The 25676-nt window shown below is 66.4% G+C and carries 25 protein-coding genes; 15 read left to right on the top strand and 10 right to left on the bottom strand.

The window, feature by feature from the left end; translation table 11 throughout:
* Positions 1-120: 120 nt before the first annotated feature.
* From AC1D3B_RS00585 to AC1D3B_RS00570, 4 genes are all read left to right on the top strand, one after another.
* Entirely contained in the window at positions 121-2118 is a 1998-nt protein-coding gene (locus AC1D3B_RS00585) for a DNA topoisomerase IV subunit B (RefSeq protein WP_478188724.1), read from the top strand.
* 87 nt (positions 2119-2205) lie between these two features.
* Positions 2206-3048 carry a lytic transglycosylase domain-containing protein gene (locus AC1D3B_RS00580; RefSeq protein ID WP_478188989.1) on the top strand — a complete coding sequence of 281 codons (843 nt, stop codon included), beginning with the start codon at positions 2206-2208 and terminating at the stop codon, positions 3046-3048.
* Positions 3049-3092: 44 nt separating this feature from the next.
* Positions 3093-5477, top strand: coding sequence for a DNA topoisomerase IV subunit A (gene parC / locus AC1D3B_RS00575; protein WP_478188723.1), 2385 nt, complete (start codon positions 3093-3095; stop codon positions 5475-5477).
* A 20-nt stretch (positions 5478-5497) separates the two neighbouring features.
* The gene (locus AC1D3B_RS00570; RefSeq protein ID WP_478188722.1) at positions 5498-5677 is read left to right on the top strand and encodes a hypothetical protein; all 180 of its coding nucleotides are present in this window, start codon (positions 5498-5500) and stop codon (positions 5675-5677) included.
* Positions 5678-5705: 28 nt separating this feature from the next.
* On the opposite strand, the gene AC1D3B_RS00565 is transcribed toward AC1D3B_RS00570, so the two are convergent.
* The 5 genes from AC1D3B_RS00565 to AC1D3B_RS00545 form a co-directional block, all read right to left on the bottom strand.
* Positions 5706-6500, bottom strand: a complete 795-nt coding sequence (locus AC1D3B_RS00565; protein ID WP_478188721.1) for a DUF899 domain-containing protein — start codon at positions 6498-6500, stop codon at positions 5706-5708.
* Between the two features lie 117 nt (positions 6501-6617).
* Positions 6618-7628, bottom strand: a complete 1011-nt coding sequence (gene add / locus AC1D3B_RS00560) for an adenosine deaminase (protein ID WP_478188720.1) — start codon at positions 7626-7628, stop codon at positions 6618-6620.
* A gap of 113 nt (positions 7629-7741) precedes the next feature.
* Positions 7742-8338, bottom strand: coding sequence for a cupin domain-containing protein (locus AC1D3B_RS00555; protein ID WP_478189012.1), 597 nt, complete (start codon positions 8336-8338; stop codon positions 7742-7744).
* An 88-nt stretch (positions 8339-8426) separates the two neighbouring features.
* Complete coding sequence (locus tag AC1D3B_RS00550) at positions 8427-9521, bottom strand: MBL fold metallo-hydrolase (protein ID WP_478188719.1); 1095 nt, start codon at positions 9519-9521, stop codon at positions 8427-8429.
* 2 nt (positions 9522-9523) lie between these two features.
* Entirely contained in the window at positions 9524-11227 is a 1704-nt protein-coding gene (locus tag AC1D3B_RS00545) for a hypothetical protein (protein ID WP_478188718.1), read from the bottom strand.
* A 144-nt stretch (positions 11228-11371) separates the two neighbouring features.
* Between AC1D3B_RS00545 and AC1D3B_RS00540 the strand changes: the two genes are divergently transcribed.
* The 8 genes from AC1D3B_RS00540 to AC1D3B_RS00505 are packed head-to-tail and all read left to right on the top strand — an operon-like array spanning position 11372 to position 18097.
* Positions 11372-12043, top strand: a complete 672-nt coding sequence (locus AC1D3B_RS00540; RefSeq protein WP_478188717.1) for an amino acid ABC transporter permease — start codon at positions 11372-11374, stop codon at positions 12041-12043.
* A 5-nt stretch (positions 12044-12048) separates the two neighbouring features.
* Positions 12049-12702, top strand: coding sequence for an amino acid ABC transporter permease (locus AC1D3B_RS00535; RefSeq protein WP_478188716.1), 654 nt, complete (start codon positions 12049-12051; stop codon positions 12700-12702).
* Between the two features lie 56 nt (positions 12703-12758).
* A complete protein-coding gene (locus AC1D3B_RS00530) occupies positions 12759-13556 on the top strand; it encodes a transporter substrate-binding domain-containing protein (RefSeq protein ID WP_478188715.1) in 798 nt (265 codons plus the stop codon).
* A gap of 25 nt (positions 13557-13581) precedes the next feature.
* Positions 13582-14361, top strand: a complete 780-nt coding sequence (locus AC1D3B_RS00525; protein WP_478188714.1) for an amino acid ABC transporter ATP-binding protein — start codon at positions 13582-13584, stop codon at positions 14359-14361.
* Positions 14362-14380: 19 nt separating this feature from the next.
* Positions 14381-15127, top strand: a complete 747-nt coding sequence (locus AC1D3B_RS00520; protein WP_478188713.1) for a sugar phosphate isomerase/epimerase family protein — start codon at positions 14381-14383, stop codon at positions 15125-15127.
* The gene (locus AC1D3B_RS00515) at positions 15124-16074 is read left to right on the top strand and encodes a sugar kinase (protein ID WP_478188712.1); all 951 of its coding nucleotides are present in this window, start codon (positions 15124-15126) and stop codon (positions 16072-16074) included. Before AC1D3B_RS00520 ends, AC1D3B_RS00515 begins: the two co-directional genes overlap by 4 nt.
* Entirely contained in the window at positions 16071-17057 is a 987-nt protein-coding gene (locus AC1D3B_RS00510) for a 2-hydroxyacid dehydrogenase (RefSeq protein ID WP_478188711.1), read from the top strand. Before AC1D3B_RS00515 ends, AC1D3B_RS00510 begins: the two co-directional genes overlap by 4 nt.
* 14 nt (positions 17058-17071) lie before the next feature.
* Positions 17072-18097, top strand: coding sequence for a LacI family DNA-binding transcriptional regulator (locus AC1D3B_RS00505; RefSeq protein WP_478188710.1), 1026 nt, complete (start codon positions 17072-17074; stop codon positions 18095-18097).
* 75 nt (positions 18098-18172) lie between these two features.
* Here the strand turns inward: AC1D3B_RS00505 and AC1D3B_RS00500 are convergent, their stop codons facing one another.
* Genes AC1D3B_RS00500 through AC1D3B_RS00480 form a run of 5 tightly spaced genes read right to left on the bottom strand, consistent with a single transcriptional unit; the run spans position 18173 to position 22012 of the window.
* Positions 18173-18952, bottom strand: a complete 780-nt coding sequence (locus AC1D3B_RS00500) for a cyclase family protein (RefSeq protein ID WP_478188709.1) — start codon at positions 18950-18952, stop codon at positions 18173-18175.
* 46 nt (positions 18953-18998) lie between these two features.
* On the bottom strand, positions 18999-19400 hold the full coding sequence (locus AC1D3B_RS00495) for a RidA family protein (protein WP_478188708.1): 402 nt from the start codon (positions 19398-19400) through the stop codon (positions 18999-19001).
* Entirely contained in the window at positions 19397-20389 is a 993-nt protein-coding gene (locus AC1D3B_RS00490) for a Bug family tripartite tricarboxylate transporter substrate binding protein (protein WP_478188707.1), read from the bottom strand. Before AC1D3B_RS00490 ends, AC1D3B_RS00495 begins: the two co-directional genes overlap by 4 nt.
* A gap of 10 nt (positions 20390-20399) precedes the next feature.
* A complete protein-coding gene (locus tag AC1D3B_RS00485; RefSeq protein WP_478188706.1) occupies positions 20400-20870 on the bottom strand; it encodes a hypothetical protein in 471 nt (156 codons plus the stop codon).
* A 5-nt stretch (positions 20871-20875) separates the two neighbouring features.
* Positions 20876-22012 (bottom strand): aminotransferase class V-fold PLP-dependent enzyme, encoded by a 1137-nt coding sequence (locus AC1D3B_RS00480; RefSeq protein WP_478188705.1) that lies wholly within the window; start codon positions 22010-22012, stop codon positions 20876-20878.
* A 35-nt stretch (positions 22013-22047) separates the two neighbouring features.
* Here AC1D3B_RS00480 and AC1D3B_RS00475 point away from each other — a divergent pair, with 35 nt between their 5' ends.
* The 3 genes from AC1D3B_RS00475 (at position 22048) to amaB (ending at position 25675) form a co-directional block, all read left to right on the top strand.
* Positions 22048-22740, top strand: coding sequence for a Crp/Fnr family transcriptional regulator (locus AC1D3B_RS00475; protein WP_478188704.1), 693 nt, complete (start codon positions 22048-22050; stop codon positions 22738-22740).
* Positions 22741-22976: 236 nt separating this feature from the next.
* Positions 22977-24173 (top strand): saccharopine dehydrogenase family protein, encoded by a 1197-nt coding sequence (locus AC1D3B_RS00470; RefSeq protein WP_478188703.1) that lies wholly within the window; start codon positions 22977-22979, stop codon positions 24171-24173.
* On the top strand, positions 24170-25675 hold the full coding sequence (gene amaB, locus AC1D3B_RS00465; RefSeq protein WP_478188702.1) for an L-piperidine-6-carboxylate dehydrogenase: 1506 nt from the start codon (positions 24170-24172) through the stop codon (positions 25673-25675). Before AC1D3B_RS00470 ends, amaB begins: the two co-directional genes overlap by 4 nt.
* Position 25676: the final 1 nt, after the last annotated feature.

Raw genomic sequence — 25676 nt, 5'->3', positions numbered from 1 at the left:
AAAAGCCGTGCCCGGCGTCGGCGGCGGGCCGGCGGCGATTGTTGAAATTTTCGAGTGGCTTTGATGCGGCCGGCGAATCTCGCGAATCGGGTCCGAAGACCACGCCTAGAATCCCGCGCCATGGCAAGCAAGGAACCAGGCAGTTACGGCGAGGCGTCGATTCGCGTCCTCAAGGGCCTCGAGCCCGTCAAGCAGCGGCCGGGCATGTACACCCGCACCGACAACCCGCTGCACATCATCCAGGAAGTGCTGGACAACGCCGCCGACGAGGCGCTGGCGGGGTACGGCAAGAAGATCAAGGTCGTTCTCCACGCCGACGGTTCCGTCAGCGTCGAGGACGACGGCCGCGGCATTCCTTTCGGATTGCACCCGGAGGAAAAGGCCCCCGTGGTCGAACTGGTGTTCACCCGGCTCCACGCGGGCGGCAAGTTCGACAAGGGTTCAGGTGGCGCCTACAGCTTCTCGGGCGGCCTGCACGGCGTGGGCGTGTCGGTGACCAATGCGCTTTCGAAGCGCCTGGAAGTGACGTCCTACCGTGAAGGATCGGTAGCGCAGCTCGCCTTTTCGGCCGGCGATGTGGTCGAGCAGCTGAAAGTGCGCCCACAGGAAAGCACAGCCGCGTCGAACGGCGACGGCCCGCGCGACCGCCGGCAGGGCACCACTGTGCGTGCCTGGCCCGACGCCAAGTATTTCGAATCCCCGGCGCTGCCGATCCACGAACTCACGCACCTGCTGCGCAGCAAGGCAGTGCTGATGCCCGGCGTCACGGTCACGTTGGTGGTCGAGAAGACCAAGGAAACCCAGACCTGGCTCTACAAGGGCGGCCTGCGCGACTACCTGATGCAGACGCTCAACGGCGATCCGGTGATCCCGCTCTTCGAAGGCGCGGGCCATGCCGACAAGAATGCCGACAACTTCGCAGAGGGCGAGGGCGCTGAATGGTGCGTGGCCTTCACCGAAGACGGCCAGCCGGTGCGCGAGAGCTACGTCAACCTGATCCCGACCAGCGCCGGCGGCACGCACGAGAGCGGGCTGCGCGATGGTCTCTTCAATGCGGTCAAGAGCTTCATCGAACTCCATTCGCTCCTGCCCAAGGGCGTGAAGCTGCTGCCCGAAGACGTTTTCGCGCGGGCTTCGTACGTGCTTTCGGCCAAGGTGCTCGATCCGCAGTTCCAGGGGCAGATCAAGGAACGGCTCAACTCGCGCGATGCAGTGCGCCTCGTGTCGAGCTTCGTGCGGCCCGCGCTGGAACTGTGGCTCAACCAGCACGTCGACTATGGCCGGAAGCTCGCCGAACTGGCGATCAAGGCTGCGCAGACACGCCAGAAGGCCGGCCAGAAGGTCGAGAAGCGCAAAGGTTCCGGCGTGGCCGTGCTGCCGGGCAAGCTGACCGATTGCGAGAGCAAGGACATCGCCCACAACGAAGTCTTCCTGGTCGAAGGCGACTCTGCCGGCGGCAGCGCCAAGATGGGCCGCGACAAGGAGAGCCAGGCCATCCTGCCCCTGCGCGGCAAGGTGCTCAATACGTGGGAAGTCGAGCGCGACCGCCTCTTCGCCAACACCGAAATCCACGACATCTCCGTCGCGATCGGCGTCGATCCGCACGGACCGGAAGACACGCCCGACATGACGGGCCTGCGCTACGGCAAGGTCTGCATCCTGAGCGATGCCGACGTGGACGGATCGCACATCCAGGTGCTGCTGCTGACGCTGTTCTTCCGGCACTTCCCGAAGCTGATCGAGACCGGCCATGTGTACGTGGCCAAGCCGCCGCTGTTCCGCGTCGACGCACCGGCACGCGGCAAGAAGCCCGCGTCGAAGGTCTACGCGCTGGACGAGGGCGAACTCACTGCCATCCTCGACAAGCTGCGCAAGGACGGCGTGCGCGAAGGTGCCTGGAGCATCAGCCGCTTCAAGGGGCTGGGTGAAATGAGCGCGGAGCAGTTGTGGGAGACCACGCTCAATCCCGACACCCGTCGCCTGCTGCAAGTGCGCCTGGGCCGCTTCGACGTGCAGGGCACGCAGGGCGAGATCACCAAGCTCATGGGCAAGGGCGAGGCCGCTGCGCGCCGCGAGCTGATGGAATTGCGCGCGGACGACGTCGAAGTGGACGTCTGAGCGCCTGCATGGCAGCCTGAACAAATTGTGACGCTGCCGTTTCCTGCGCAGAGTTCCTTCGCGTCATAGTGCCGGATGGCCTTCGTGATGAAAGTGCTCGGGTGCGTACTGGCACTGCTGCTGATCTCGCCGCAGATGGCCCGCGCCGCCGACATCTTCGGCTACATCGACTCCAAGGGTGTGGCGCACTTTGCTTCCGAGAAGCTCGACGAGCGCTACCAGCTCTTCTTTCGGGGCGGCCAGAGTTTCGATACCGCGAACGGCATCGGGCCGATGGGACGAGGGCGCAAGGGTGCGATCGACGGCAAGGTCCCGCAGGCTTCGCAGACGCTGCTGGCGTTGTTCGAGGCCTCGCCCAGCCACAAGGTCGCGAAGTCCGCGCTGCGCGACGCATCGCGCAAGCACGACATCGACTACGAACTGCTGCAGGCGTTGATCGCGACGGAGTCGGGTTTCGATGCGCAGGCAGTGTCGCCCAAGGGCGCGCTCGGCCTCATGCAGGTGATGCCTGCGACGGCGCAGCGCTACGGGGTCGCGGCGGACAAGCGAGCGAGCATCGAAGTCAAGCTCTTCGATCCGCGCATCAACATCGCAACCGGTTCGCGCTACCTGCGCGACCTGATCGCGATGTTCCCGGGCCAGATCGAACTGGCGCTCGCGGCCTACAACGCGGGCGAGGGCGCCGTCCAGCGCGCCGGCAACAAGATTCCGAACTACCGCGAGACGCAGGACTACGTGCAGACGGTGCTGCAGCTCTACGCCTATCTCAAGCCCTCGGCGGCACTGGGCCGTGGCAAGGGCCCATCGCGCATTCACATGGAAATGACGGTTCCCAAGGGCGGGGCCCTCGGTCGTGGCAATATGCCGCCCGCCTCCGGGTTGTTGCCGGCGATGCCGCCCATGCCCGAGACGCCACCCGCGGTGCCCTGAGGCATCTGTTGGCCAGCGATTCATTTTTTTCCTAACTTTTTTCCATGGACTCCCAACCTACGCTCGATCTCCAGAGCCCCGAAGAAGACGGCGCGCTCACGCTGGCCGACTACGCGCAGACCGCCTACCTCGAGTACGCACTGAGCGTCGTCAAGGGCCGCGCCTTGCCCGACGTCAGCGACGGCCAGAAGCCGGTGCAGCGGCGCATCCTCTATTCGATGTCGCGCATGGGCCTCGGCTATGGCGGCACCAACAACACGGTGGGCGCCAAGCCCGTCAAGAGCGCGCGCGTCGTCGGCGACGTGCTGGGCCGCTTCCACCCGCACAGCGACCAGGCCGCCTACGACGCGCTGGTGCGCATGGCGCAGGACTTTTCGCAGCGCTATCCGCTGGTCGACGGACAGGGCAACTTCGGCAGCCGCGACGGCGATGGTGCCGCGGCCATGCGCTACACCGAAGCGCGCCTCGCTCGCATCACCAGCCTGCTGCTCGACGAGATCGACGAAGGCACGGTCGATTTCATTCCCAACTACGACGGCTCCACCGAGGAACCGCGACTGCTTCCCGCACGTCTGCCCTTCGCGCTGCTCAATGGCGCGAGCGGGATCGCGGTCGGCCTGGCAACCGAGATCCCGAGCCACAACCTGCGCGAGATCGCCGATGCCTGCGTGGCGCTGATCAAGAGCAACGGCAAGCTGTCGGACGAGGAACTGTTGACGCTCGTGCCCGGCCCTGACTATCCGGGTGGCGCGCAGATCATCAGCAGCGCTGCCGATATCGCCGACGCCTACCGCACCGGTCGCGGTTCGCTCAAGGTGCGCGCGCGCTGGAAGATCGAGGAACTCGCACGCGGCCAGTGGCAACTGGTCGTCAACGAACTTCCCCCAGGCGTCAGCACGCAGAAGGTGCTGGAAGAAATCGAGGAACTCACCAACCCCAAGATCCGCGCCGGCAAGAAGGCACTCTCGGCCGAGCAGACGCAGTTGAAGGCCGCGGTGCTCTCTGTGCTCGACGTGGTCCGCGACGAGTCGAGCAAGGACGCTGCAGTGCGGCTGGTGTTCGAGCCCAAGACATCGCGCATCAGCCAGGACGAACTCATCACCACGCTGCTGTCGCAGACGTCGCTGGAAACCTCGTCTTCCATCAACCTGACGATGGTCGGCATCGACGGCAAGCCCACGCAGAAGTCGCTGCGGCAGATGCTCAACGAGTGGATCGCCTTCCGCGAGATCACCGTCGAGAAACGCTCGCGCCATCGGCTCGGCAAGGTGGAAGACCGCATCCACATCCTCGAAGGCCGGCAACTGGTGTTGCTGAACATCGACGAAGTGATCGCCATCATCCGCGCTGCAGAGGACCCGAAGGCCGCGCTGATCGCGCGCTTCAACCTGAGTGAGCGACAGGCCGAGGACATCCTTGAAATCCGCCTGCGCCAACTGGCGCGGCTGGAAGCCATCAAGATCGAGCAGGAACTCAAGAGCCTGCGCGAAGAGCAGAAGAAGCTGGAGGACATCCTCGGCAGCCCCGCTGCGCTGCGCCGCCTGCTGGTGAAGGAAATCGAGACCGATGCGAAGAACTTCGAGGACGCGCGCCGCACGCTGATCCAGGCCGAGAAGCGCGCCGTCGCCGAAGTGCGCGTGGTCGATGAACCGGTCACGGTCATCGTTTCGCAGAAGGGGTGGGTCCGCACGCAGAAGGGCTGGGCCAGCGAGCGCGCAGCCGGAGCGGCAGCGCCCGAATACAGCTTCAAGTCCGGCGATGCGCTCTACGGCGCCTTCGAGTGCCGCTCGGTCGACACGCTGCTCGTGTTCGGCACGGCCAAGGACAAGGCCGTGCGCGTCTACAGCGTGCCCGTGGCCTCGCTGCCCGGGGGGCGCGGCGACGGCCAGCCCGTCACGACGCTGATCGACCTGGACAGCGGCACGCACGTGGCGCATTACTTCGCGGGACCGCTCGGCGCGAACCTGCTCTTGTCGAGCAGCGGCGGCTACGGCTTCATCGCGGCGGTCGAGAACATGATCTCGCGCCAGCGCGGCGGCAAGGCCTTCATCGACGTCGGCGAGGGCGAGCAGATGTGCCGGCCTTCGCTGGTCGGCGGCGCGGGCGGCGCCGAGCCGCAACCGGCGGCCACGCATGTGGCCTGCGCATCGACGGGCGGTCGCATCCTCACCTTCGAGATCGGCGAACTCAAGGCATTGCCGAAGGGCGGGCGGGGGCTCACGCTCATCGACCTCGAGGCCAAGGACACGCTTGCCGGCGCAGCCGCCTACACGCGCAGTGTGAAGATCGAAGGGATCGGCCGCGGCGGCAAGGAGCGCGAGGAGACGCTGGAGATCCGCACGCTCAACAACGCGCGCGGCAGTCGCGCGCGCAAGGGCAAGGCGGCGGATCTCGGCTTCAAGCCGGCGAGCGTCGTGCGCGTCCTGTAATCCGGCGCGCGGGAGCACAGATGGAAATCGGAATCCTGGGTCTCGTCATCGCCGTGGTCAGCGGCCTCGCGAGCTTCGCGGTGGGCCGCTGGTTGTCGAAGAGGCGGCGACAGAAGAAGATCGAGCAAGCCCGAGCGATCGCGGAAGCCGGGCAGAGCCGGCAGGTCCGGCGCGCGCGAGAACGTCAGCGCCGGCGCTGATTCGCGCGACGCGCCTGGACCATGAGGTTCACGGCTTCGTGGCCGCGGATTCGTCCCTGAACGCCTTCTCTCCGGCGTCGGACACCTCGACCCACTTCTTGTCGGGCGCTGCATCCGCGACGTAGCTGTCGTGCCAGTTCCACCATTTGTAGGGCGGCGTCTGGGGATAGCCCTCGGGCGAGTCTTCCCACACTTCCTGGCGACCGAGCGGCGTGATGTCGAGGTAGTTCCAGGTGCCCCCCATCTGCTCGTCGCCGCGGCTGCTGATGAAGTAGGTGCGGAACACGCGGTCCCCGTCGCGGTAGAACACATTCGTGCCGTGCCACTCGCCGACGCCGAAGTCGGCGTCGAAGCTGTCGGTCACGGTGAACCACGGCATCTCCCAGCCCATCCGCGCCTTCAGCCGCGCGATATCGGCCTGAGGCGCACGGGAGAGGAACACGAGGGTGGTGTCACGGGCGTTCAGGTGCGCGACGTGGGCGACCTGGTCGGCCACCATGGAGCAGCCCCGGCAGGCCTGCTCGGGCCAGCCGAACACGCCCGGCTCGTAGAAGGCGCGGTAGACGATCAATTGGCGCCGGCCGTCGAACAGGTCGAGGAGACTGGCTTTGCCCGCGGGCCCTTCGAATGCATAGGTCTTTTCCACGGCCATCCACGGCATTCGCCGGCGCTCGGCGGCCAAGGCGTCGCGGGCGCGGGTGTGGGCCTTTTCCTTGACGAGCAACTCCTGGCGAGCAGCTTCCCACGCTTGCGGTGACACGACCGGTGGAGTGTGCATGGCGGGCTGTCCCTCCGTGCGTTCGGTCTCGGCTGAAGTCGACATGGCTTTTCTCCTGATCTGGGTGAAGTTACAGGGTCTGGAGCAAAGTCTGGCACCGGAATTCAAACGCAGGGAGTAACAAGTGTGGCGCCATTCCGCTGGAACGGAGCGACCGCTGGCTCACCAGGCCGAGAGCGCCCGGAGCAGACCGGTCTTGACCTCAGGCGCCGCGAAGCTCGCTTCGATCGAGTTGCGCGCCAGGGAGCGCAAGTCGTCGTCCGACCAACCGAAGGCCCGCCTGCACAAGGCGTATTCGCCCACGAGGCTGGCACCCAGCAGCACGGGATCATCGGTGTTGATGGATACGATGGCGCCGGCGCGGCGCAGGCGATCGATCGGGTGCTCCTCGATCGATGCATACACGCCCAATCTGAGATTGGAAGTCGGACAGATTCCGATGGGTATCTGGCGGTCGACCAGCAGGTCGAGCACCGCAGGATCCTCGATCGCGCGCACGCCGTGATCGATGCGATCGGCACCGAGCAACTCGATGGCGTCGCGCACGCCTTCCGGTCCGCTGGACTCGCCGGCATGCACCGTACGGCCCAGCCCATTGGCGCCGGCGCGTCGGAACGCCTCCGCGAAACGTGGGCCGGTGCGTCCGGCGGCGGCTTCGTTGCCATCGATCGAGAGCGCCACGACGCGCGGATGTCGAAGATCCACCAGCAAGTCGACCAGCTCGGCCGCAGCAGCGGACGATTGCGTGCGCAGCAGGCTGACGCACAAGCCCACCGGCGGCAGGCCGTCCTGCTCCGCGGCGGCGAAGCCGGCATCGATCGCGTCGATCATGGCGGGCAGGCGACCGTGCCACCCCTTCCAATGGGTCGGATTGAAGATCACGTCCGCGTAGCCCGCGCCGGCGTCGGCGAGCCGCTTGCTGAAGCCGTAGCTCAGTTCGGCAAGGCGCTCACGTGTCGATGCAAGACCGCAAGCCCAGTCGAGAAAGTGAAGGAAGTCCGCCAAGCCTTCGAACTCCAGCAAGCGATCGCGAGGTCTCGGCATGGACACGCCTGCCTGAATCGCCCATTGCTCCAGGACGGCGGGCTCGAAGCAGCCTTCAAGGTGGGCGTGCACTTCTGCCTTCGGCAAGGCACGCAGTCGGTCGAGGGGGGAGGTGGGGAAGTCGGACATTGAACGCTCGTGGTTGCGTCGGCGCCCGTTGCGCCGGGTCGCCAGTCTCGTGCAATGAAGGCGCTGCGTCATACGTCGGCGCGCATATCCGGTATGGGCCGATGCCCATCGACTCAGAACTTTGCCGGGGATGAAAACGGCTGAGTCGCGTCCACCACGAACATGACCAGGGCGCGCAGGTCTGTCGAGCCGCTGCTCGATACCTGCATCGGCATTCCGCCGTGGTGGCCCGCCTCTGGCTGGCCGGCCCCGATGCGCATTACGCCATCGGGGCCCCGGATGCTCTGCTCTCCCGCGAGGACCAGGAAGGCCTCGTTGCCGGGGTGGGTGTGCACGGGCGTCATGCTGCCCGGAGGACCGCTGGCTTCGTTGATCCGAAGGAGATACTGCGGCGCGGTGACCCTGGGTATCGGCCCGACCTCCGCGACCTTGACGCCACCGGCAGACGACCCACCCGCCGGGCCGAGCGTGAAAAGCCAGACCTTGCCCTCTGCCTCGGCGACCAGGGCCCAGGCGTTGGCTGCGGCCTGGGCCTGTGTGACCGAAGCGAAGTTCTCGACTCGCCAGAAGATTTGTCCCGCCGGCAGTTCCGCCACTTTCCTTTCGGCCAACGCCGCGATGACGAGCGGTTGTTGTGCAAGCGCCGCAGTTGGCCGCGCACTCGCGCCCCATGCGAGGACTAGGACCACAACGATGAGAAACCGCTTCATCCGGAAAACCTCGCTATCGCCAGCATGGGCGCATCACGCGGCAGGATGCGCACCGGCCCCTGACAGCGACCTGACTTCTCCCGGCGCGTTACTTCAGCCCTTGCCACCACCGCACATTCGTGCGCGGCTTGCCGACGGTCAGCACCTCGCCGATGACCGGTGTGGCGAGTTCGATCTTCTGGCCCTCCGACAGGTCGGCGATGCGGTCCAGCGGATCGTGCCAGGTGTGGAAGGCAAGATCGAAGGTGCTGTTGTGCACGGAGAAGAGCACCTTGCCGCGCAGGTCCTGGAAGGCCTTCACGCTCTGTTCGGGCGTCATGTGCACCGAAGGCCAATAGGCGTCGTAGGCGCCGTTCTCCATCATCGCCACGTCGAAGCCGCCGAAGCGTTCGCCGATCTCGGCGAATCCCTTGAAGTAGCCGGAGTCGCCGCTGTAGAAGATGCGCTGGTCGCCGCTCTGGATAACCCACGACGCCCACAGCGTGCTGTCGCGGTCGTTCAGGGTCCGTCCCGAGAAATGCTGGGCAGGCGTAGCGGTGAGTTGCACGCCGTCGTGCTGTCCGGATTGCCACCAGTCGAATTCGGTGACGCGATCGGACGGCACGCCCAGCTCCACCAGCCGCGCGCCCACGGCGAGCGGCACGAAGTAGTGGTGGACCCGCTGTGCGAGGTATTCGATCGTCGCGGTGTCCAGATGGTCGTAGTGGTCGTGCGAGAGGATCAGTCCCTCGATCAGCGGCAACTGCTCGAGCTTGAGCGGCGGCTGGTGGAAGCGCTTGGGGCCGACCCATTGGAACGGGGACGCGCGCTCGCTGAAGACCGGGTCGATCAACCAGAACTTCCCGTGCAGCTTGAGCAGGTGTGAAGAGTGCCCCAGGCGGATCACGTGATTGGCCTGCGGGTCCAGCGCCTCCAGTTGCGCTGTGGTGAGGGGGCGCACGGGAATCGGGTCGGTCGGCACGGTGTCGGTCTTGGTGCCGACGAGAAACCGGGTCCAGATCTTCCACGGCTTCTCCGACGGGAGGGCATCGGGGTTGGGTGGATTCTGGAAGACGCAGCCCTTGAACTGCGGGGATGCGGCATAGGGTGACTCGCAGGCGCCGTGGCTTGCGCAACTGGCGAGGAGGAAGCAGAGGGCGGCAGCGAGGGTTCCGCACCAGCGAACTATCGGGGCCGCGCGCATGGCTAGTCCGAACCGGGCCGCCACACTCTCGCCAGCACACCCAGCTTGGTGCGCAGCGTGTGTCGCTCGTCGGACAGTGCATCGATGAAGTCGGAAAGCCGCTTCGACTTGACCATGGTGTAGACCGTGAGCCAGGTCGTGAACGCAAAGGTCACGCCGAACCACAGCAGCTTGCGCCACATCGGCGAGTCCGCCTCGGCCAGGAGGTTCATGCCGAGGAAGCCGGTCGTGATGGTGCCGATCAGGCCGAACAGCGTGACCACCGTGAGTCGCACGACGGTGTTCGCCTGCCGGCGAAGGCTGTCCGCGTCGAGGTAGGTGTTCATGTCGGCGATCCGCTCCTTGACCTCCTCGTAGAGCGGATCGAGGCCGAGGTGCGTGGTGCACAGGTGCGACAGCGCGCGCACCTGCGCCTGCTCGGAGATCTCATGGAACCAGTAGCGGTGCGTGAAGCGCAGGAAGCCCTCGAAGCTTGCGCGGATCGCACGCTTGAAGCGCTTGACGCTCGCGACGTCGTGGATGTCGAGGTTTCGCAAGGCCTCGACGAGCCGGTCCGAATACATCAGCAGCGCCGCCTTCTGGAAGTGCGCGATGAGGAAGAGCAGGAAGTGCTGGTGACGGAATTGCGCCAGCACGCCGCGGTCGCGACAGCAGAAGAAATCGGCATGCGCATCGCCAATCACGATGAGTGCGCGACCGTTGCACAGGTAGCGAGTGTTCGGCGCGGAACCGGCGTCGACCCAGAAGCGGTCGTAACAGTAGCGCTGCTCGAAGTCCGCCACGTGCTCCTCCGCGTAGGGCAGGGGGCCGGTGCCGCTGGTGGCCGGCTCGGCCGCGCCGGTCACCAGCGCAAGCCGGATGAAGTCGCTGCGCGAGAGCTTGCGTGGATCGTCGAGTGCGAGATAGGCCATGACCGGCATGCGGTAGTACTCGATCTGGCGGAAGCGCAGCGCGCCGGCTTCGTCGGAATGGTCGCTCACGAGCGGACGCATGAGCCACGCCCAATGCGCGGCGAGTCGTGGTGCACGGTGCTCCGCGACGTGCGACAGGAAGGCCTCGCGCTGCTGCGCATCGGAGCTCGACAGCACGCTGCCATCGGCGGCCAGCCACTCGACGCTGCTCATGCAATGCAGCGCCTGGCCTCGCGCATCCCATCCGCCCGGATAGGCACGACCGAAGCGATAGAGGATTTCCTGCGCCTGCGGCAGGCTCAGGTCATCGGCGCCGACCTCGATATTGAGCAGTACCACGTCGACGTCGAAGAAGAAGTACAGGTCGACGTGCACCACCTGCAGCGTGATCGGCGCGTCGCCAGGTTTCGCAACCACGCGCACCGCCGCGATATCGCTGCGGCGAAACACGCGCATCGGTGAATCGCTGCCGGAGTCCGCGCCGGCCTGGCGACCCTTGCGACCATCGCCGTAGAGGAAGCGCTGCACGTAGGGCAGGAAGCTCACGAACTCGTTGTAGTGGCGTTCGTGGAAGCGGTCGCTGCCGCCGGTGTACTCGTCGATCTCCTCGCGCCATGGCGATGCATCGCCGAGGTCGCGCAGCACTTGCCACGGGCCGCGATGGGCGTGCCGCGGTTGTGCCGTCGGCATCAGCCGCAGCGGCCATAGCAAGGTCTGTCGCAAGTGGCGTACCGCAGGTGCGGATCCCGCGGCTTCGAGTTGCGTCTGAGTGTCCGGCGTTACGGTGGTCAGCATCGCTCCAGTGTAGGCATGCAGGGCGATTAGGGGAATCCCTAGTGCGGTGCTGAAACCGGTTTCACATATACTGAGCTGCACCGCGATGAAGCGTATTCGCAGCGCGGCGCACCACCCCGAACCTCTCCGGAATCCACGTCACCCGTGAACTACCAATTCCAGTTCGATGCCGTCTTTGCCGCCTGGCCGCTGCTGTTGAAGGGCACGTGGATCACGATCCAGCTTTCGCTCGTTGCCACGCTGCTGGGCCTGGTGGTCGCGATCTTCTGCGCCTGGGGCAAGACCTCCGGGCCGGCCTGGTTGCGCTTCATCGTGAACGCGTACATCGAGGTCATCCGCAACACGCCCTTCCTGGTGCAGTTGTTCTTCTTTTTCTTCGCGCTACCGGCCATCGGGCTGCGCTGGTCGCCCTACACGGCGGCTCTCACCGCGATGGTGGTGAACCTCGGCGCCTATGCGGCCGAGATCGTGCGCGCCGGCATCGAGTCGATCCCCAAGGGACAGATCGAGGCGGGCAGGGCGTTGAACCTCAAGCCCTGGGAAATCTTCCGCTTCGTCATCATCAAGCCCGCGCTCAAGGCCATCTACCCGGCACTCACGAGCCAATTCATCCTGCTGATGTTGAGCTCGGCGGTGGTGTCGGTGATCTCCGCCGACGACCTCACCTCGGTCGCGGCCAACCTGCAGTCGCAGACCTTTCGCAGCTTCGAGATCTACATCGTGGTTGCGTGCATCTACCTCGCGCTGGCGCTGTCGTTCTCGGCGCTGTTCAAGCTGATCTACAGGCGCACTCTCAACTATCCGGATCGGCGCTGAACACCATGCGTACCTTCGGCTTTCCCGAATTCCTGTTCATTCTCGAAGCGGCGCAGTGGACGCTGGCGCTGTCGCTCATCGCCTTTGTGGGCGGTGCGATCCTCGGGCTGGTCGTCGCGCTGGCGCGCACCTCCGAGAGCAAGACGGCGCGCGTGTTGTCGACCGTGTTCATCCAGATCTTCCAGGGCACACCGCTGCTGCTGCAACTGTTCCTGATCTTCTTCGGCGCGCCGGTGTTCGGCCTCGACATCAACCCATGGATCGCGGCGGGCGTGGCGCTGGTGCTCAACAGCGCCGCGTTCCTCGGCGAGATCTGGCGCGGCTGCATCGAGGCCATCCCGCGCGGCCAGTGGGAAGCGGCGCAGGCACTCAACCTCAGCTATGCCTCGCGCATGCGTGACGTGGTGCTGCCGCAGGCCTTCAAGATCGCGCTGCCGCCGACGGTCGGCTACGTGGTGCAGATCATCAAGGGCACTTCGCTGGCGGCCATCATCGGCTTCACCGAGATCACCCGCGCCGGGCAGATCATCAACAACGCGACCTTCCAGCCGCTGCACGTTTTCACGACCGTGGCCGCGCTCTATTTCGTCATCTGCTGGCCGCTGTCGCTGCTGGCCGCGCGAATGGAACGCAAGCGTGCAAGAGCGCTGGCGAGATGAGCGCCCCGCCGAATTCCATCCTCTCTGTTTTCTGTTCTTAATCTAGGAGACTCGACATGATCCGCTTTACCACCCGTTGCGCTGCCATCGCAGCCCTGGGCCTGGGCGCTGCGCTGACCGCGTTCGCCCCGTTCGCATCCGCCCAGAGCATGGCCGACATCAAGAAGAAGGGCGAGATCACCATCGGCATGCTGGTCGACTTCCCGCCCTACGGCACGACCGACGCGAAGAACCAGCCCGACGGCTATGACGCCGACGTCGCCAAGCTGCTGGCCAAGGACTGGGGCGTGAAGGCCAACATCGTCCCGGTCACGGGCCCGAACCGCATTCCCTTCCTGCTGACCAACAAGGTCGACCTGCTGGTCGCCTCGCTGGCGGTGACGCCCGAGCGCGCCAAGCAGGTCCAGTTCTCGCAGCCCTATGCGGCCGCGACCATCGTGCTGTACGGCAAGACCGGCACGCCGATCAAGAGCGCCGCCGACCTGAAGGGCGTGCGCGTGGGTGTCGCCCGTGCCAGCACGCAGGACGTGGCCGTGACCAAGGCCGCGCCGGAAGGCACCGAGATCCGCCGCTTCGACGACGACGCTTCGGCCATGCAGGCGCTGATGTCGGGCCAGGTGGATGCGATTGGCGCCTCCACGACCGTCGCCGCGCAGATCGCCAAGCGCGTGCCGGCCAACACCTTCGAAAACAAGTTCACGCTGGTGCAGCAGAACATGGGCATCGCGATGCGACCTGGCCAGGACGATCTGGCGAAGAGCGTGAACGAGTTCATCACGAAGAACACGGCCAACGGCGAACTGAACAAGCTCTACCAGAAGTGGCTGCAAACCGACCTGCCCAAGCTGCAGTAAGCGCACAGGCTCTCAGGGAACACCCATGACCGACGCAGTCACGACCCACGCCGGCACCGAATCGATCATCCAGATGGAGGCGGTGAACAAGTGGTACGGCACTTTCCAGGTGCTGACCGACATCGACCTTTCGGTTCGCACGGGCGAGCGCATCGTGATCTGCGGGCCGTCGGGCTCGGGCAAGTCCACGCTGATCCGCTGCATCAACCGGCTCGAGACGGTGCAGAAGGGCCGCATCGTGGTCGACGGCATCGAACTCACCGCCGGCGGCAAGAACGTCGACGCGGTGCGCGCCGAAGTCGGCATGGTGTTCCAGCAGTTCAATCTGTTCCCGCACCTCACCATCCTGCAGAACTGCACGCTGGCGCCGATGCGCTCGCGTGGCATGTCGAAGGCGCAGGCCGAGGAGGTCGCGATGAAGTACCTCACGCGCGTGCGCATTCCCGAGCAGGCGCACAAGTACCCGAGCCAGCTCTCCGGCGGCCAGCAGCAGCGCGTGGCGATCGCGCGTGCGCTGTGCATGGCGCCGAAGATCATGCTGTTCGACGAGCCCACCTCGGCGCTCGATCCGGAGATGGTCAAGGAAGTGCTCGACACGATGATCGGGCTCGCCGAAGACGGCATGACCATGTTGTGCGTGACGCACGAGATGGGATTCGCGCGCAGCGTGGCCGATCGCGTCATCTTCATGGCCGACGGCAAGATCGTCGAGCAGGGGCCACCAGCCGAATTTTTCGGCAATCCAAAGCATGAGAAGACGCGTCAGTTCCTCGGACAAATCCTGAGCTCGCACCAAGCGCACTGATGCCTCGATCGCCAACGCCATGACGCCAGTATTGATTTCTCTCTCATCGTTTGGCGCCGCCGAAACCGGACGCCACGGTCAGTTGTGGTGCTCGCAACTTGCCAGGGCGGCTGGCGCCGACAGTGTCGAAGTGCGCGGCGAGTTGCTGCGCGATCCGGTGAACGAGCTTCCTGCGCTGGCCGGTCTCGCTTCTGTCTATTCCAGCCCCGAAGGCCTCTGGGCCGAAGGCGGCTGGCTTGACAGTGCGGCGCTGGGCCGAGGCATCGCGGCCGCGACGACGCTCGGCGCGAAGCGGCTGAAGATGTCGATCGGCGACTTCCGTCCGTCGTCGCATGGCTCGCTGTGGGGCCTCAAGGTGCAACTCGCCGAAACCCGCGTCGAACTCGTGATCGAGAACGACCAGACCGTTTCCGCCGGGACGCTGCCCGCGTTGCAGACTTTCTTCGACGTCGCCGAGCGCGCGGGCCTCGATCTGGGCATGACCTTCGACATGGGGAACTGGCACTGGGTCGGCGAATGCCCGCTCCAGGCGGCGCAGGCGCTCGGCCGCCGCGTGCGCTACGTTCATTGCAAGGGCGCGCAGCGGCTGCCGGCCAAGTGGGTGGCCGTGCCGCTCGCGGATTCCGTGGCGCCCTGGCGCGCGGTGTTGCGGGCGCTGCCGGCCGACGTGCCGCACGCCATCGAATATCCCCTGATCGGAGATGACCTGCTCGCCGTCACGCGCGACCAGATCGCACACATCCGCTCCCTGCGAGCCACGTCATGACAAACCCTTCTTTCGATGTCGCGCTGTTCGGCGAAGCCATGCTGCTGCTGGTGGCCGACCAGCCCGGGCCGATCGAGAACGCGACCGCGTTCCACAAGCGCACGGCCGGCGCCGAGACCAACGTGGCGATCGGCCTGTCGCGCCTTGGGCTCAAGGTCGGCTGGGCCAGCCGGCTCGGCACCGACTCGATGGGCCGCGCGCTGCTCGCCACCATGCAGGGCGAAGGCATCGACTGCTCGCACGTGATCACCGACCCGGCGCAGCGAACGGGCTTCCAGTTCAAGGGCCGCGTGACCGATGGCAGCGACCCGCCGGTCGAGTACCACCGCAAGGGATCGGCAGCGAGCCAGATGGGGCCGGCCGACGTCGACGAAGCGTGGCTGCGTTCGGCCCGGCACCTTCATGCGACGGGCGTGTTCGCAGCCATCTCCGGTACAAGTCTGCAGGCGGCGATCAAGTCGATGGACGTGATGCGCCAGGCCGGCCGCACGATTTCCTTCGACCCCAACCTGCGCCCGACGCTGTGGTCCTCGCCCGAGGCGATGCGCAGCGCGATCAACGATCTCGCGGCGCGCGCCGACTGGGTCTTGCCGGGCATGGAAGAGGGCCTGATCCTCACCGGAGAAGGCACGCCGGAAGGCATCGCCCATTTCTATCGGCAACGCGGCGCGAAGCTGGTGGTCGTCAAGCTCGGGGCCGAGGGCGCCTACTACGACAGCGATGTGGCCGGGACGGGTCGCGTGGACGGATTCCCGGTCAAGGAGATCGTTGATACCGTGGGCGCAGGCGACGGCTTCGCGGCCGGCGTGGTGAGCGCATTGCTCGAAGGCAAGACCGTCCCTGAAGCCGTGCGCCGCGGCGCATGGATCGGCGCACGTGCCGTGCAAGTGCTTGGCGATACCGAAGGCCTGCCGACGCGGGCGCAACTCGAAGAGGCCCAACTATGACGCGCAAGAACATCCTCGTCTTCCGTGAGCTGCCGGACGACCAACTGGCCCGCCTGCAGGCGGCGCACGAAGTCGTCGTCGCCGATCCGCGTTTGGCGGCGCAGCAGCAGGCTTTCGAAGCGGCGCTGCCGACCGCGCAAGGCCTGATCGGCTCGAGCTATCCCATCGACGACGCGCTGATCTCGCGCGCGCCGCAACTCGAAGTGGTCTCCAGCGTGTCGGTCGGTGTCGACAACTACGCGCTGTCGGCGCTGCATGCGCGCGGCATCACGCTGTGCCACACCCCCGGCGTGCTCGACGAGACGGTCGCGGACACCGTCTTCGCACTGCTCCTGGCGACCAGCCGCCGCGTGGTCGAGCTTTCGAACCTTGTGCGCGAGGGCCGCTGGACCCAGAACATCGGCGAGGACCTGTTCGGCTTCGACGTGCACGGCAAGACGCTGGGCCTGCTTGGTTTCGGCCGCATCGGGCAGGCCATCGCACGCCGCGCGGCGCTCGGCTTCGGCATGCCGGTGCTCTATCACACGCGTCGTCCGGTCGACCTCGCTGCGCAGGCGCCCGAATTGCAGGGCCGTGCCACGCACACATCGCTCGCTGCGATGCTCGGCCAGGCCGACTTCGTGGTCGCGATGCTGCCGCTGTCGGACAGCACGCGCGACATGATCGACGCCAAGGTGTTCGACGCCATGAAACCCGGCGCGATCTTCATCAACGGCGGCCGTGGCGCCACGGTGCAGGAAGACGCGCTGCTTGCCGCCCTCGACCAGGGCACGCTGCGCGCCGCAGGCCTCGATGTGTTCGCGACCGAGCCGCTTCCGATGGCGTCGCCCCTGCGCACGCATCCGCGTGTCACGCCGCTGCCGCACATCGGCTCGGCCACGCACGAGACGCGGCATGCAATGGCCGAGCTTGCGACTACCAACCTGCTGCGCGCACTGGCGGGCGAGAAGCCCCTGGCCGTCTACGACACGGCTTCCGCTTGAACGCCAGGGCTCCCATGCAGCGACCGGGCCGCGCAACGATCGCGGATGTGGCCAAGGCGGCAGGCGTCTCGAAGGCCACGGTCTCGCGATTCCTCAACCACCGCGAGCGACTGCTGAGCCCCGACATTGCGGCCCGGGTCGAGGCCGCGGTGGCCGAACTTGCCTACACGCCGAGCCCGATGGCGCAGGCGCTGAGTCATGGCCGTTCCCGCCTGATCGGCCTGATCGTTGCGGACATCACCAATCCCTACTCGGTCGCCGTGCTTCGCGGCGCGGAGAAGGCCTGCCAGGACGCGGGCTACCTGGTGATGCTGTTCAACCTGGGCAACGACATCGACCGCGAGCGCGAGGCGATCGATGCGCTGGCCGGCTACCAGGTCGACGGCTTCATCCTCAATACGCTGGGCCGCGGTGCCGGGCTTGTCGATGCGGACGCCTTGCACGGCAAGCCCGCCGTGCTTGTGGACCGCCGGCATGCGGGCATGCACACCGACTTCGTCTCGCTCGACAACGTCGCCGCGATGAAGACGGCCTGCGGGCACCTCGTCGAAGGGGGCTACCGCGAGTTGCTCTACATCACAGAGCCGCTGAAAGGCGTGAGTTCGCGGCGCGAGCGCACGGCGGCCTTCGGCGCGTGCCTGGCCGCGCATGAACCGCGTGTGGCCGGCGAGGTCTTCGAATGCGCGAGCGAGGACAGCGATGCCCTCGACATGGCATTGCGCGCCTTGCACAAGCGCGCCAGGCGCGGCCGCCGCGTCGCGGTGCTGGCCGGCAATGCCGTGGTCACGCTGCGCGTGGCCGCTGCGATGGCGCGACTGGGCCTCAGCTTCGGCACGGACGTCGGCTTCGTCGGCTTCGACGATGCCGAGTGGGCGCCGCTGATCGGGCCCGGCCTGAGCGCCATCGCTCAGCCGACGGATGCAATCGGGCGTGCCGCGGCCACCTGCCTCATCGAACGCCTGCGCGGCCTCGAGGGGCCGCCGCGGCAGTTGTTGCTGCCGGGAGAACTGGTGGTTCGGGGATCGTCGGCCGAGGCCTGATCGTCCGCGACGGCTGAAACGCCGAGGGCAGTGCGCAGACGCTCAGAGGCCTGCTGGAAAAGCCGGCCTGAGGCCCTAGCCCTCGACCAGCGCGAGGACGCGCAGCGGACTGCCGGAGCCTTCCTCGATCTTCAACGGCGCGGACACGATCAGCGCGCCCGTGGGCGGAAGCTGGTCGAGGTTCTTCAGGCACTGCAGGCCGTAGCGGTTGGCACCATGCATGAGGGTGTGGCAGGGGTAGGGCAGCGGCCAGCCGTAGGACTGGCCGGCGTCTGTGTTGATCGTCTCGACGCCGAAGCCGTGGACCTTGCGCTCCTGGATGAGCCATTCCACCGCCGCCTGCGTCGGGCCTGGCGTGTGGGCGCCGTCTTCGCGCATGTTGACGAAGGCGGCCGGATCGACGAGGCGCTTGGACCAGTCGGTGCGGAAAAGCACCCAGGCACCTTCGGGGATGCGGCCGTGCTTGGCTTCCCACGCCTGCAGGAACTCGACGGTGAGCAGCCAGTCGGCATCCTTCGCCACTTCCGCGCTGGCATCGACGACAACGGCCGGCGCAATGAAGTTCTCGGGGGCGATGGTGTCGACGGTGTTGCGTTCGTGGTCCTTGCCCGTCACCCAGTGTGCTGGCGCATCGAAGTGCGTGCCGGTGTGCTCGCCGCACGAGAAGTTGTTCCAGTACCAGCCGGGGCCCGCTTCGTCGTAGTGCGAGATGCGTTCCTTCTTGAATGCGGCGACCTGGCCGAACTGGGGCGGCAGTTGCAGGGGTGGGAAGTCTTCGCTCAAGGTGTGCGTGAGGTCGATGGTGCGAACCGACTGGTTGCGCAGGGCCTGGGCGAGTTGCGTGAGGAGGGTCATCGAAGGGTCCAATCGAATAAAAGACAAGTCAACAGACCGGAGCGGCTCAGATGCTACGCCGCGCGGTCACTTCGAGCTCGACCTTGGCGCCTTCCACCGCGAGCGCGCTGCACAGCGTGGTGTTGGCCGGGCGGTTGTTGCCGAAGCGGCGGCGGAGAACTTCGCTGACCGGTATCACGTCCGCGCGATCGGGTACGTAGACGCGCACGCGGACCACATCGGCGAGTCCGGATCGCGCCTGCGAGAGCGCGGCCTCGATCGTGTCGAGCGCCCGCTCGCACTGCGCCTGCGCAGTGGGCGGAAACTCCCCGGTGGCGAAGTCCTGGCCGAGGGTGCCGGACACGAAGACCCACTCCCCATCGACCACCGCGCGGGAGTAGCCGGCCAGCTCTTCCCAGCGCGATCCGCTCTGGATGAATTTGCGTCCGCTGCGAGCTGTCGTGTTCATTGCGCCTTGAAGCCCGAATCGCGGATCACCTTGCTCCAGTTGCGGTTGGCCTCGATGACCCACTGCTCGACCTCCTTCGAGGGAGCCGCGTTGACTTCGTTGCCCATCTTCGCCAGGCGCTCCTGGAGGTCCGGCTGCGCCAGCACAGTCTTCATGGCGCTGTCGAACTGGTCGACGAAGTCCTGGGGCATTCCCTTCGGTCCGAAGAAGGCGAGCCACGGGTTCTTGTCGATGCCGCTGAAGCCGAGTTCCAGGAAGGTGGGGATCTCCGGCGCGGTCTTGCTGCGCTCCTGGCCGGAACTGGCCAGGATGCGGACCTTGCCGGCGCGGTGGTATTCGATCAGTTCCGTCATCGAGGCGATGCCGATCGGGATCTGCCCTGCGAGCAGGTCCTGCACCATCGGTGCGCCGCCTTTGTAGGGCACCGAGTTCATCGTCACGCCGAAGGACTTGCCGATGACGTGGCCGATGAACTGCGGAACGCTGCCTGCGGCGGGAATGCCGTAGTTGGCCTCGTTCGGATGGGCTTTCACCCACGCGCCGAGTTCGGCCATCGTCTTGACACCTGTGGTAGCGCTGACGGCGAGCACGTTGTAGTAGCCGGCCACGCCGGCCAGTGCGGTGAAGTCGGCCACGGGGTCGTAGCCCGCAGCGGCGATGGTCAGCGGAATGATCACCTGTGTGTGATCGATCGACAGCATGATGGTCGAGCCGTCGGCCGGCGCCGCCTTGAGCAGTTGCGCCGCGATCTGGCCGCCCGCGCCCGGCTTGTTGTCCACGATGAAGACCTGGCCGTTCATCGCCTTGCCGAGCTTGTCGACGACGGCACGCGCGACCACGTCCGTGGCGCCGCCCGGCGGGAATCCCACCAGCACGCGGATTGGGCCGGTGTAGGCCTTGCCGCCGGCAGGGCTGGCACTCCAGGCGGACGAAAGCGCGGGTGCCAGCAGGGCCGCCGTGAGTGCCTGGCTGAAATGGCGTCGATTCATGATCTCTTCCTCATCGTGGTTTCAAAGAACTCGTGGCCCGGAGTTCGAGGCGCGCCTGGATCAGCAGCACCTCGACCTCGTGGCAGCGCATGAGACGCAGCCATCGGGCATCGTCCATCCCAGCGGTGCGTGTCGCAAGCAGGCTGATGCGGGACGACTCGCCTGCGTCGCCTGTTCCCGCGACGGGCTCGACGACGGCGCTGATGCGCGGGCTGAGTGCATCGGCCGTGGTGCCTATGTGATAGACCACCGTCATGCGCGCAGCGTCGAGGACGGGGAGGACGCAGCCTGGCTGATCGTCGAAGAGGGAGTGGCCGCGCACGACGCCGTCGCCGATCGGCTCCGTCTGCCAGCAGCCCAGGGCCCAGTTCCCGAGTTGCACACCGTCGGCGAGAAAGGCCAGGGCCTCCTTCGCAGGCACGCGGCAGACGACCGAAATGCTGTGCGAGCTGGCGGATTCGGGAGGGGTTACGTTGGGCATGGGCGTCAGCGCGTCAGGCGCGCGAGCTCTCGCAGGGCGCCGACGACATCATCGGCAGTGTTGTAGAAGTGCGGCGCAATCCGGATCACGTCGTTGCGCGCGGAGACCACATAGCCCGACTGCAACATCTGTGCCTCGACTTGCGCCGCATTGGGAATGCGCACGGCCGTGTTCGCGCCCTTGGCGGATGGCGTGGTCGGGCTGGCGACTGTCAGTCCGAGCCGCGCCGCTTCCTCGATCGCGACCGAGGACAGTTCGGCGAGATAAGCCTCGATCGCCGGTATGCCGATCTCGTTCAGCAGGCTCATGCTGGCGCGGGCCACGCTGGCGCACATCATGGGTGGCGTGCCCGTGTTGAACCGGGTCGCGCCGGCCGCGAAATCCAGGTTGGCCGGGTTGAATTCGAACGGGTTCACGCGGCCGAACCAGCCGGTGACCGTCGGCGTGAGCCGGCGCGCAAGCTCGGGCCGCACATACAGGAAGGCGATCCCCGGGATGCCGAGCAGGTACTTCTGCGCGCCCGCCGCCAGGATGTCGACCTGCTGTTCGCGAACGTCGATCGCGATGGAGCCGGCGGACTGATAGGCGTCCACGAACTGGATGGCGCCGTGTTCGCGCGCGGCGCGTCCCGTAGCGGCGATGTCGACGATCTGCCCGTCATAAAAGCAAGCGTGCGACACCGAAACCAGCGCGGTCTGCGCGTCGATGGCGCCGGCGATGCGCTCCGTGGCGGTGGTGCTGCCGGCCTCGCCCTGCACGAAGCGAACCCGGGCGCCGCGGGGCTGCTGCGCAAGCCACACGTGGCAGATCGACGGGAAATCCAGTGTCGTGGTGACGATGTCCCGTCGATCCGCATCGAACCGCTGCGTCGAGGCAATGCTCGAAGCCGCGTCCGACACGCTCCCCAGCACCGCGATGTCGTCCACATCGGCATGGATCATGCGAGCAAATTCCGCGCGCGCCAGGGCCACCTGGTCCATCCAGTAGCCCCAGTCGGCGCCGCGCGTCACCCAGACATCGAGGTAGTCGTCGATCGCCTGCCGCACGGGCAGGCTGAGCGCGCTTTGCGAGCAACTGGAAAGCTGGACGGCGTTGTCCAGGATGGGAAAGAGCTTGCGGTACGAAGAGAATGGATGATTCATGAACTTGCCCTGCACGACGACAAGGCCTTGAGGCGATGAACAAGAACGGCGACGCGGCGACTTCCCCTTCGGCATGGATCGAGGTGCCGCACTTCGCGTGGATGTCGTTGACGGCCGATGGGGCGCCGACAGTGCGCTTCGGCAAGGGACAGACCCTGTTTTCTCAGGGCGACCCGGTGAACCATGTGTTCGTCGTCGAGCAGGGCCGCGTACGCCTGGTGCTGCTGTCGGAAACCGGCCACGAGAAGCACATGGCCATCGTCGGCACCAACGGCCTGGTTGGGGAGTGCAGCGCCTTCCTGGACGGCCGGCATTCCGTGACCGCCGTGGCTTCGTCGGACGTGGTTGCGCGGCAGGTCGACCGGCAGCAGTTGCTGCGCTGCATGGAGCGAGACGGCGAATGCCTGCGCCAGGTGCTCTGGCTGATGAACGTCAAGGTGCGCGTGCTGGCCCACCAGAACCTGCTCCTGAGCCAGGCGAGCGCCGCGCAACGGGTGATCCACCACCTGGTGCAACTGGCCGACACGTACGGCGAGGCGCAGGCTGGGGCCGTCGCCATCCGCATTTCCTTCACGCACCAGGAGATGGCGAACATCGCCGGCCTGAGCCGCGTGATGACCTCGAACGTGCTGATCCAGCTTCAGGAGCAGGGGATGATCGAGATGATCAAGTCGCATTGCGTGATTCGGGATCTGCAAGGATTGAGGCGGCGTGCGCTGGGCCTGTGATGGGGAGTCGACGTTATGAACTGCAGACCAGTTTAGGAACGCCTACCGACACCGTATGTCAACAGCTTTACAACGCTGAAGAAATATCTCGCGAGACCGTCGCACTGACCTTTCGAGCGTCGACCCCGTCGTTTCGCCCGAACGACGCATGACTTCGACGGATTGCCGGCTTCCCCCTGCCAGCGGGGCCTCCTAAAGTTGTCTCGGCCCAATGGCTGAACGCAAGGAGGCGCGCCGTGAACCCGATCGACATCCGCAAGGTCATCGTCCTGGGCGCAGGCAAGGTCGGCGGCACGGTGGCCGACATGGTGGCCGAGTACCACCGGCTGCCCGTGACACTCGCCGACCGCGAGCACCGTCGGCACGAGCCCGGCGATCGCCTTGTGCAGCGCACCATCGTCAACGTCGAGGACGACACTGCGCTGGCCGCCGCGCTGGTCGGCCATGACGTCGTCATCAACGCGTTGCCTTTCTATCTCGCGTCGGGCGTCGCGGCGGCAGCGCGATCCCTCGGCGTGCACTACTTCGACCTGACGGAGGACGTCGCCGCCACCACTGCCATCCGTTCCATGGCCGAGGGTGCGCACACGGTGCTCATGCCGCAGAGCGGTCTTGCGCCTGGCGTGATCGGCATGCTGGGCGGTCATCTGGCGAATCGCTTCGACGAGCTCTACGACCTGCACCTGCGCGTCGGCGCCCTGTCGCGCCACGCCACCAACGGCCTGCGCTACAACTTCACCTGGAGCATCGACGGCGTCATCAACGAGTACTGCCATCCGTGCGCGGCCATCGTGCACGGCCATCCGGTGTCGGTGCAACCGCTCGAGGGCCTCGAGACGCTGGTGCTGGATGGCGAAATCTATGAAGCCTTCAACACTTCCGGCGGGCTCGGCACGCTCTGCGAGACGCTCGCGGGGCGCGTCCGCAACCTTGACTACAAGACGCTGCGCTACCCCGGCCATCGCGATGCCATGGCGCTGTTGCTGCACGACCTGCGGCTCATCGAACGCCGCGACCTGCTGCGGCAGGTGCTCGACCACGCGGTGCCGCACAGCCGGGAGGACGTGGTGATCGTGTTCGCTTCGGCATCGGGATTGCGCAAGGGCCGCTTCGAGCAGGAGACGCGCATGGCGCGCATTCAAGGCGGGCGGCTGCGCGGCGTGGACCGCACCGCCATCGAGCTTGCGACGGCTGCCGGTGTGGTGGGCGTGTTCGAGCTGCTGCGCAACGGGCAGTTGCCCGTGCACGGTTTCGTCGGGCAGGAGCAGGTCGCTCTCGAAGCCTTTCTCGCCACGCGGGTCGGCAGTTGCTACGCGGCCCTGGGTGAAGCGGGCACAGGTGCGGGGCATGCAAACCCGCATCGCGCCCAGACCTTCGCACATACTTGGCCGCCTCAGGCACGACGCCGGACTCGGAAGGAGCCACAAGCATGAGCGAAGTACAAGCCGTTCTTGGACGCTGCGGGATCAATGCGCCGGATCTGTCGGGCGGCGCGCTGCGCGTGCGCTCGGCGATCGACGGGGCCGAACTCGCGCATCTGCACGAGACGCCGGTCGCGTCGATGCCCGAAGTGATCGCGCGGTCGCAGGCCGCCTTCCGCCGCTGGCGCGAAGTGCCGGCGCCGGCACGTGGCGAGCTGGTGCGTCTCTGGGGCGAGGAACTGCGCACGTCCAAGGCCGACATCGGCCGGGTCATCTCGCTCGAGGTCGGCAAGATCGCGCAGGAAGGCCTGGGCGAGGTGCAGGAGGGCGTGGACATCTGCGAGTTCGCGCTCGGCTTGTCGCGGCAGCTCTACGGCAAGACCATCGTGTCCGAACGGCCCGGCCACCGGATCATGGAGCAGTACCACCCGCTGGGACCTGTCGCGGTCATCACGGCATTCAACTTTCCGAGCGCGGTGTTTGCGTGGAATGCCGCCATAGCCCTCGTGTGCGGCGATCCCGTCATCTTCAAGCCGTCGGAGAAAGCGCCGCTGTCCGGCCTGGCGACGTTCAGGGCGCTGGAGCGCGCAATCGATCGCTTCGGCGACCGTGCGCCGGAAGGACTCGCGCAGATCGTGATCGGCGGCGCGGCGCAATCACAGGCGCTGGTCGACAGTCCCGACATTCCGCTGGTCTCCGCGACCGGTTCCACGCGCATGGGCCGCGAGGTCGGTCCTCGCGTGGCGGCGCGGTTCGGGCGGCGCATCCTCGAACTCGGAGGGAACAACGCAATGGTCGTCACGCCGGCGGCGGACCTGGACATGGCGCTGCGGGCGATCCTGTTCAGTGCGGTAGGTACCGCCGGCCAGCGTTGCACTTCGCTGCGCCGGCTCATCGTTCATCGCACGGTCAAGGAAGCCTTGATGGCAAGGTTGCTGTCCGCCTATGAAAGCCTCCGCATCGGTCATCCGCTGGAAGAGGGCACGCTGGTCGGTCCGCTGATCGACGAGGCCGCCTACGACGCGCTGCGTCGCGCCATCGCCGAAGTCGAGGCGCAAGGCGGTCGCATCCTCGCCGGCGGCGATCGTGTGCTCGTCGAGCGCTTCCCGAAGGCCTTCTACGTGCGCCCGGCCGTCGCCGACATGCCGGCACAGACTGAACTCGTCCGGCGCGAAACCTTTGGCCCGCTGCTCCACGTGCTGGGCTACGACGACCTCGACGAGGCCATCGCCATGCACAACGACGTTCCGCAAGGCCTGTCGTCGTGCATCTTCTCCAACGACCTGCGCGAGGTCGAGCGATTCATCTCGGCGGCCGGCTCGGATTGCGGCATGGCCAACGTCAACATCGGCCCGAGCGGCGCGGAGATCGGTGGTGCCTTTGGTGGAGAAAAAGAGACCGGGGGCGACCGCGAAAGCGGTTCGGACGCGTGGAAGCAGTACATGCGCCGCACGACCAACACGATCAACTTCTCCCGTGAATTGCCGTTGGCGCAGGGGATTCGCTTCGGGTGAG

Source organism: Variovorax sp. P5_A3, from assembly GCF_056400665.1.
This window is presented reverse-complemented; position numbering and strand designations above follow the sequence as displayed.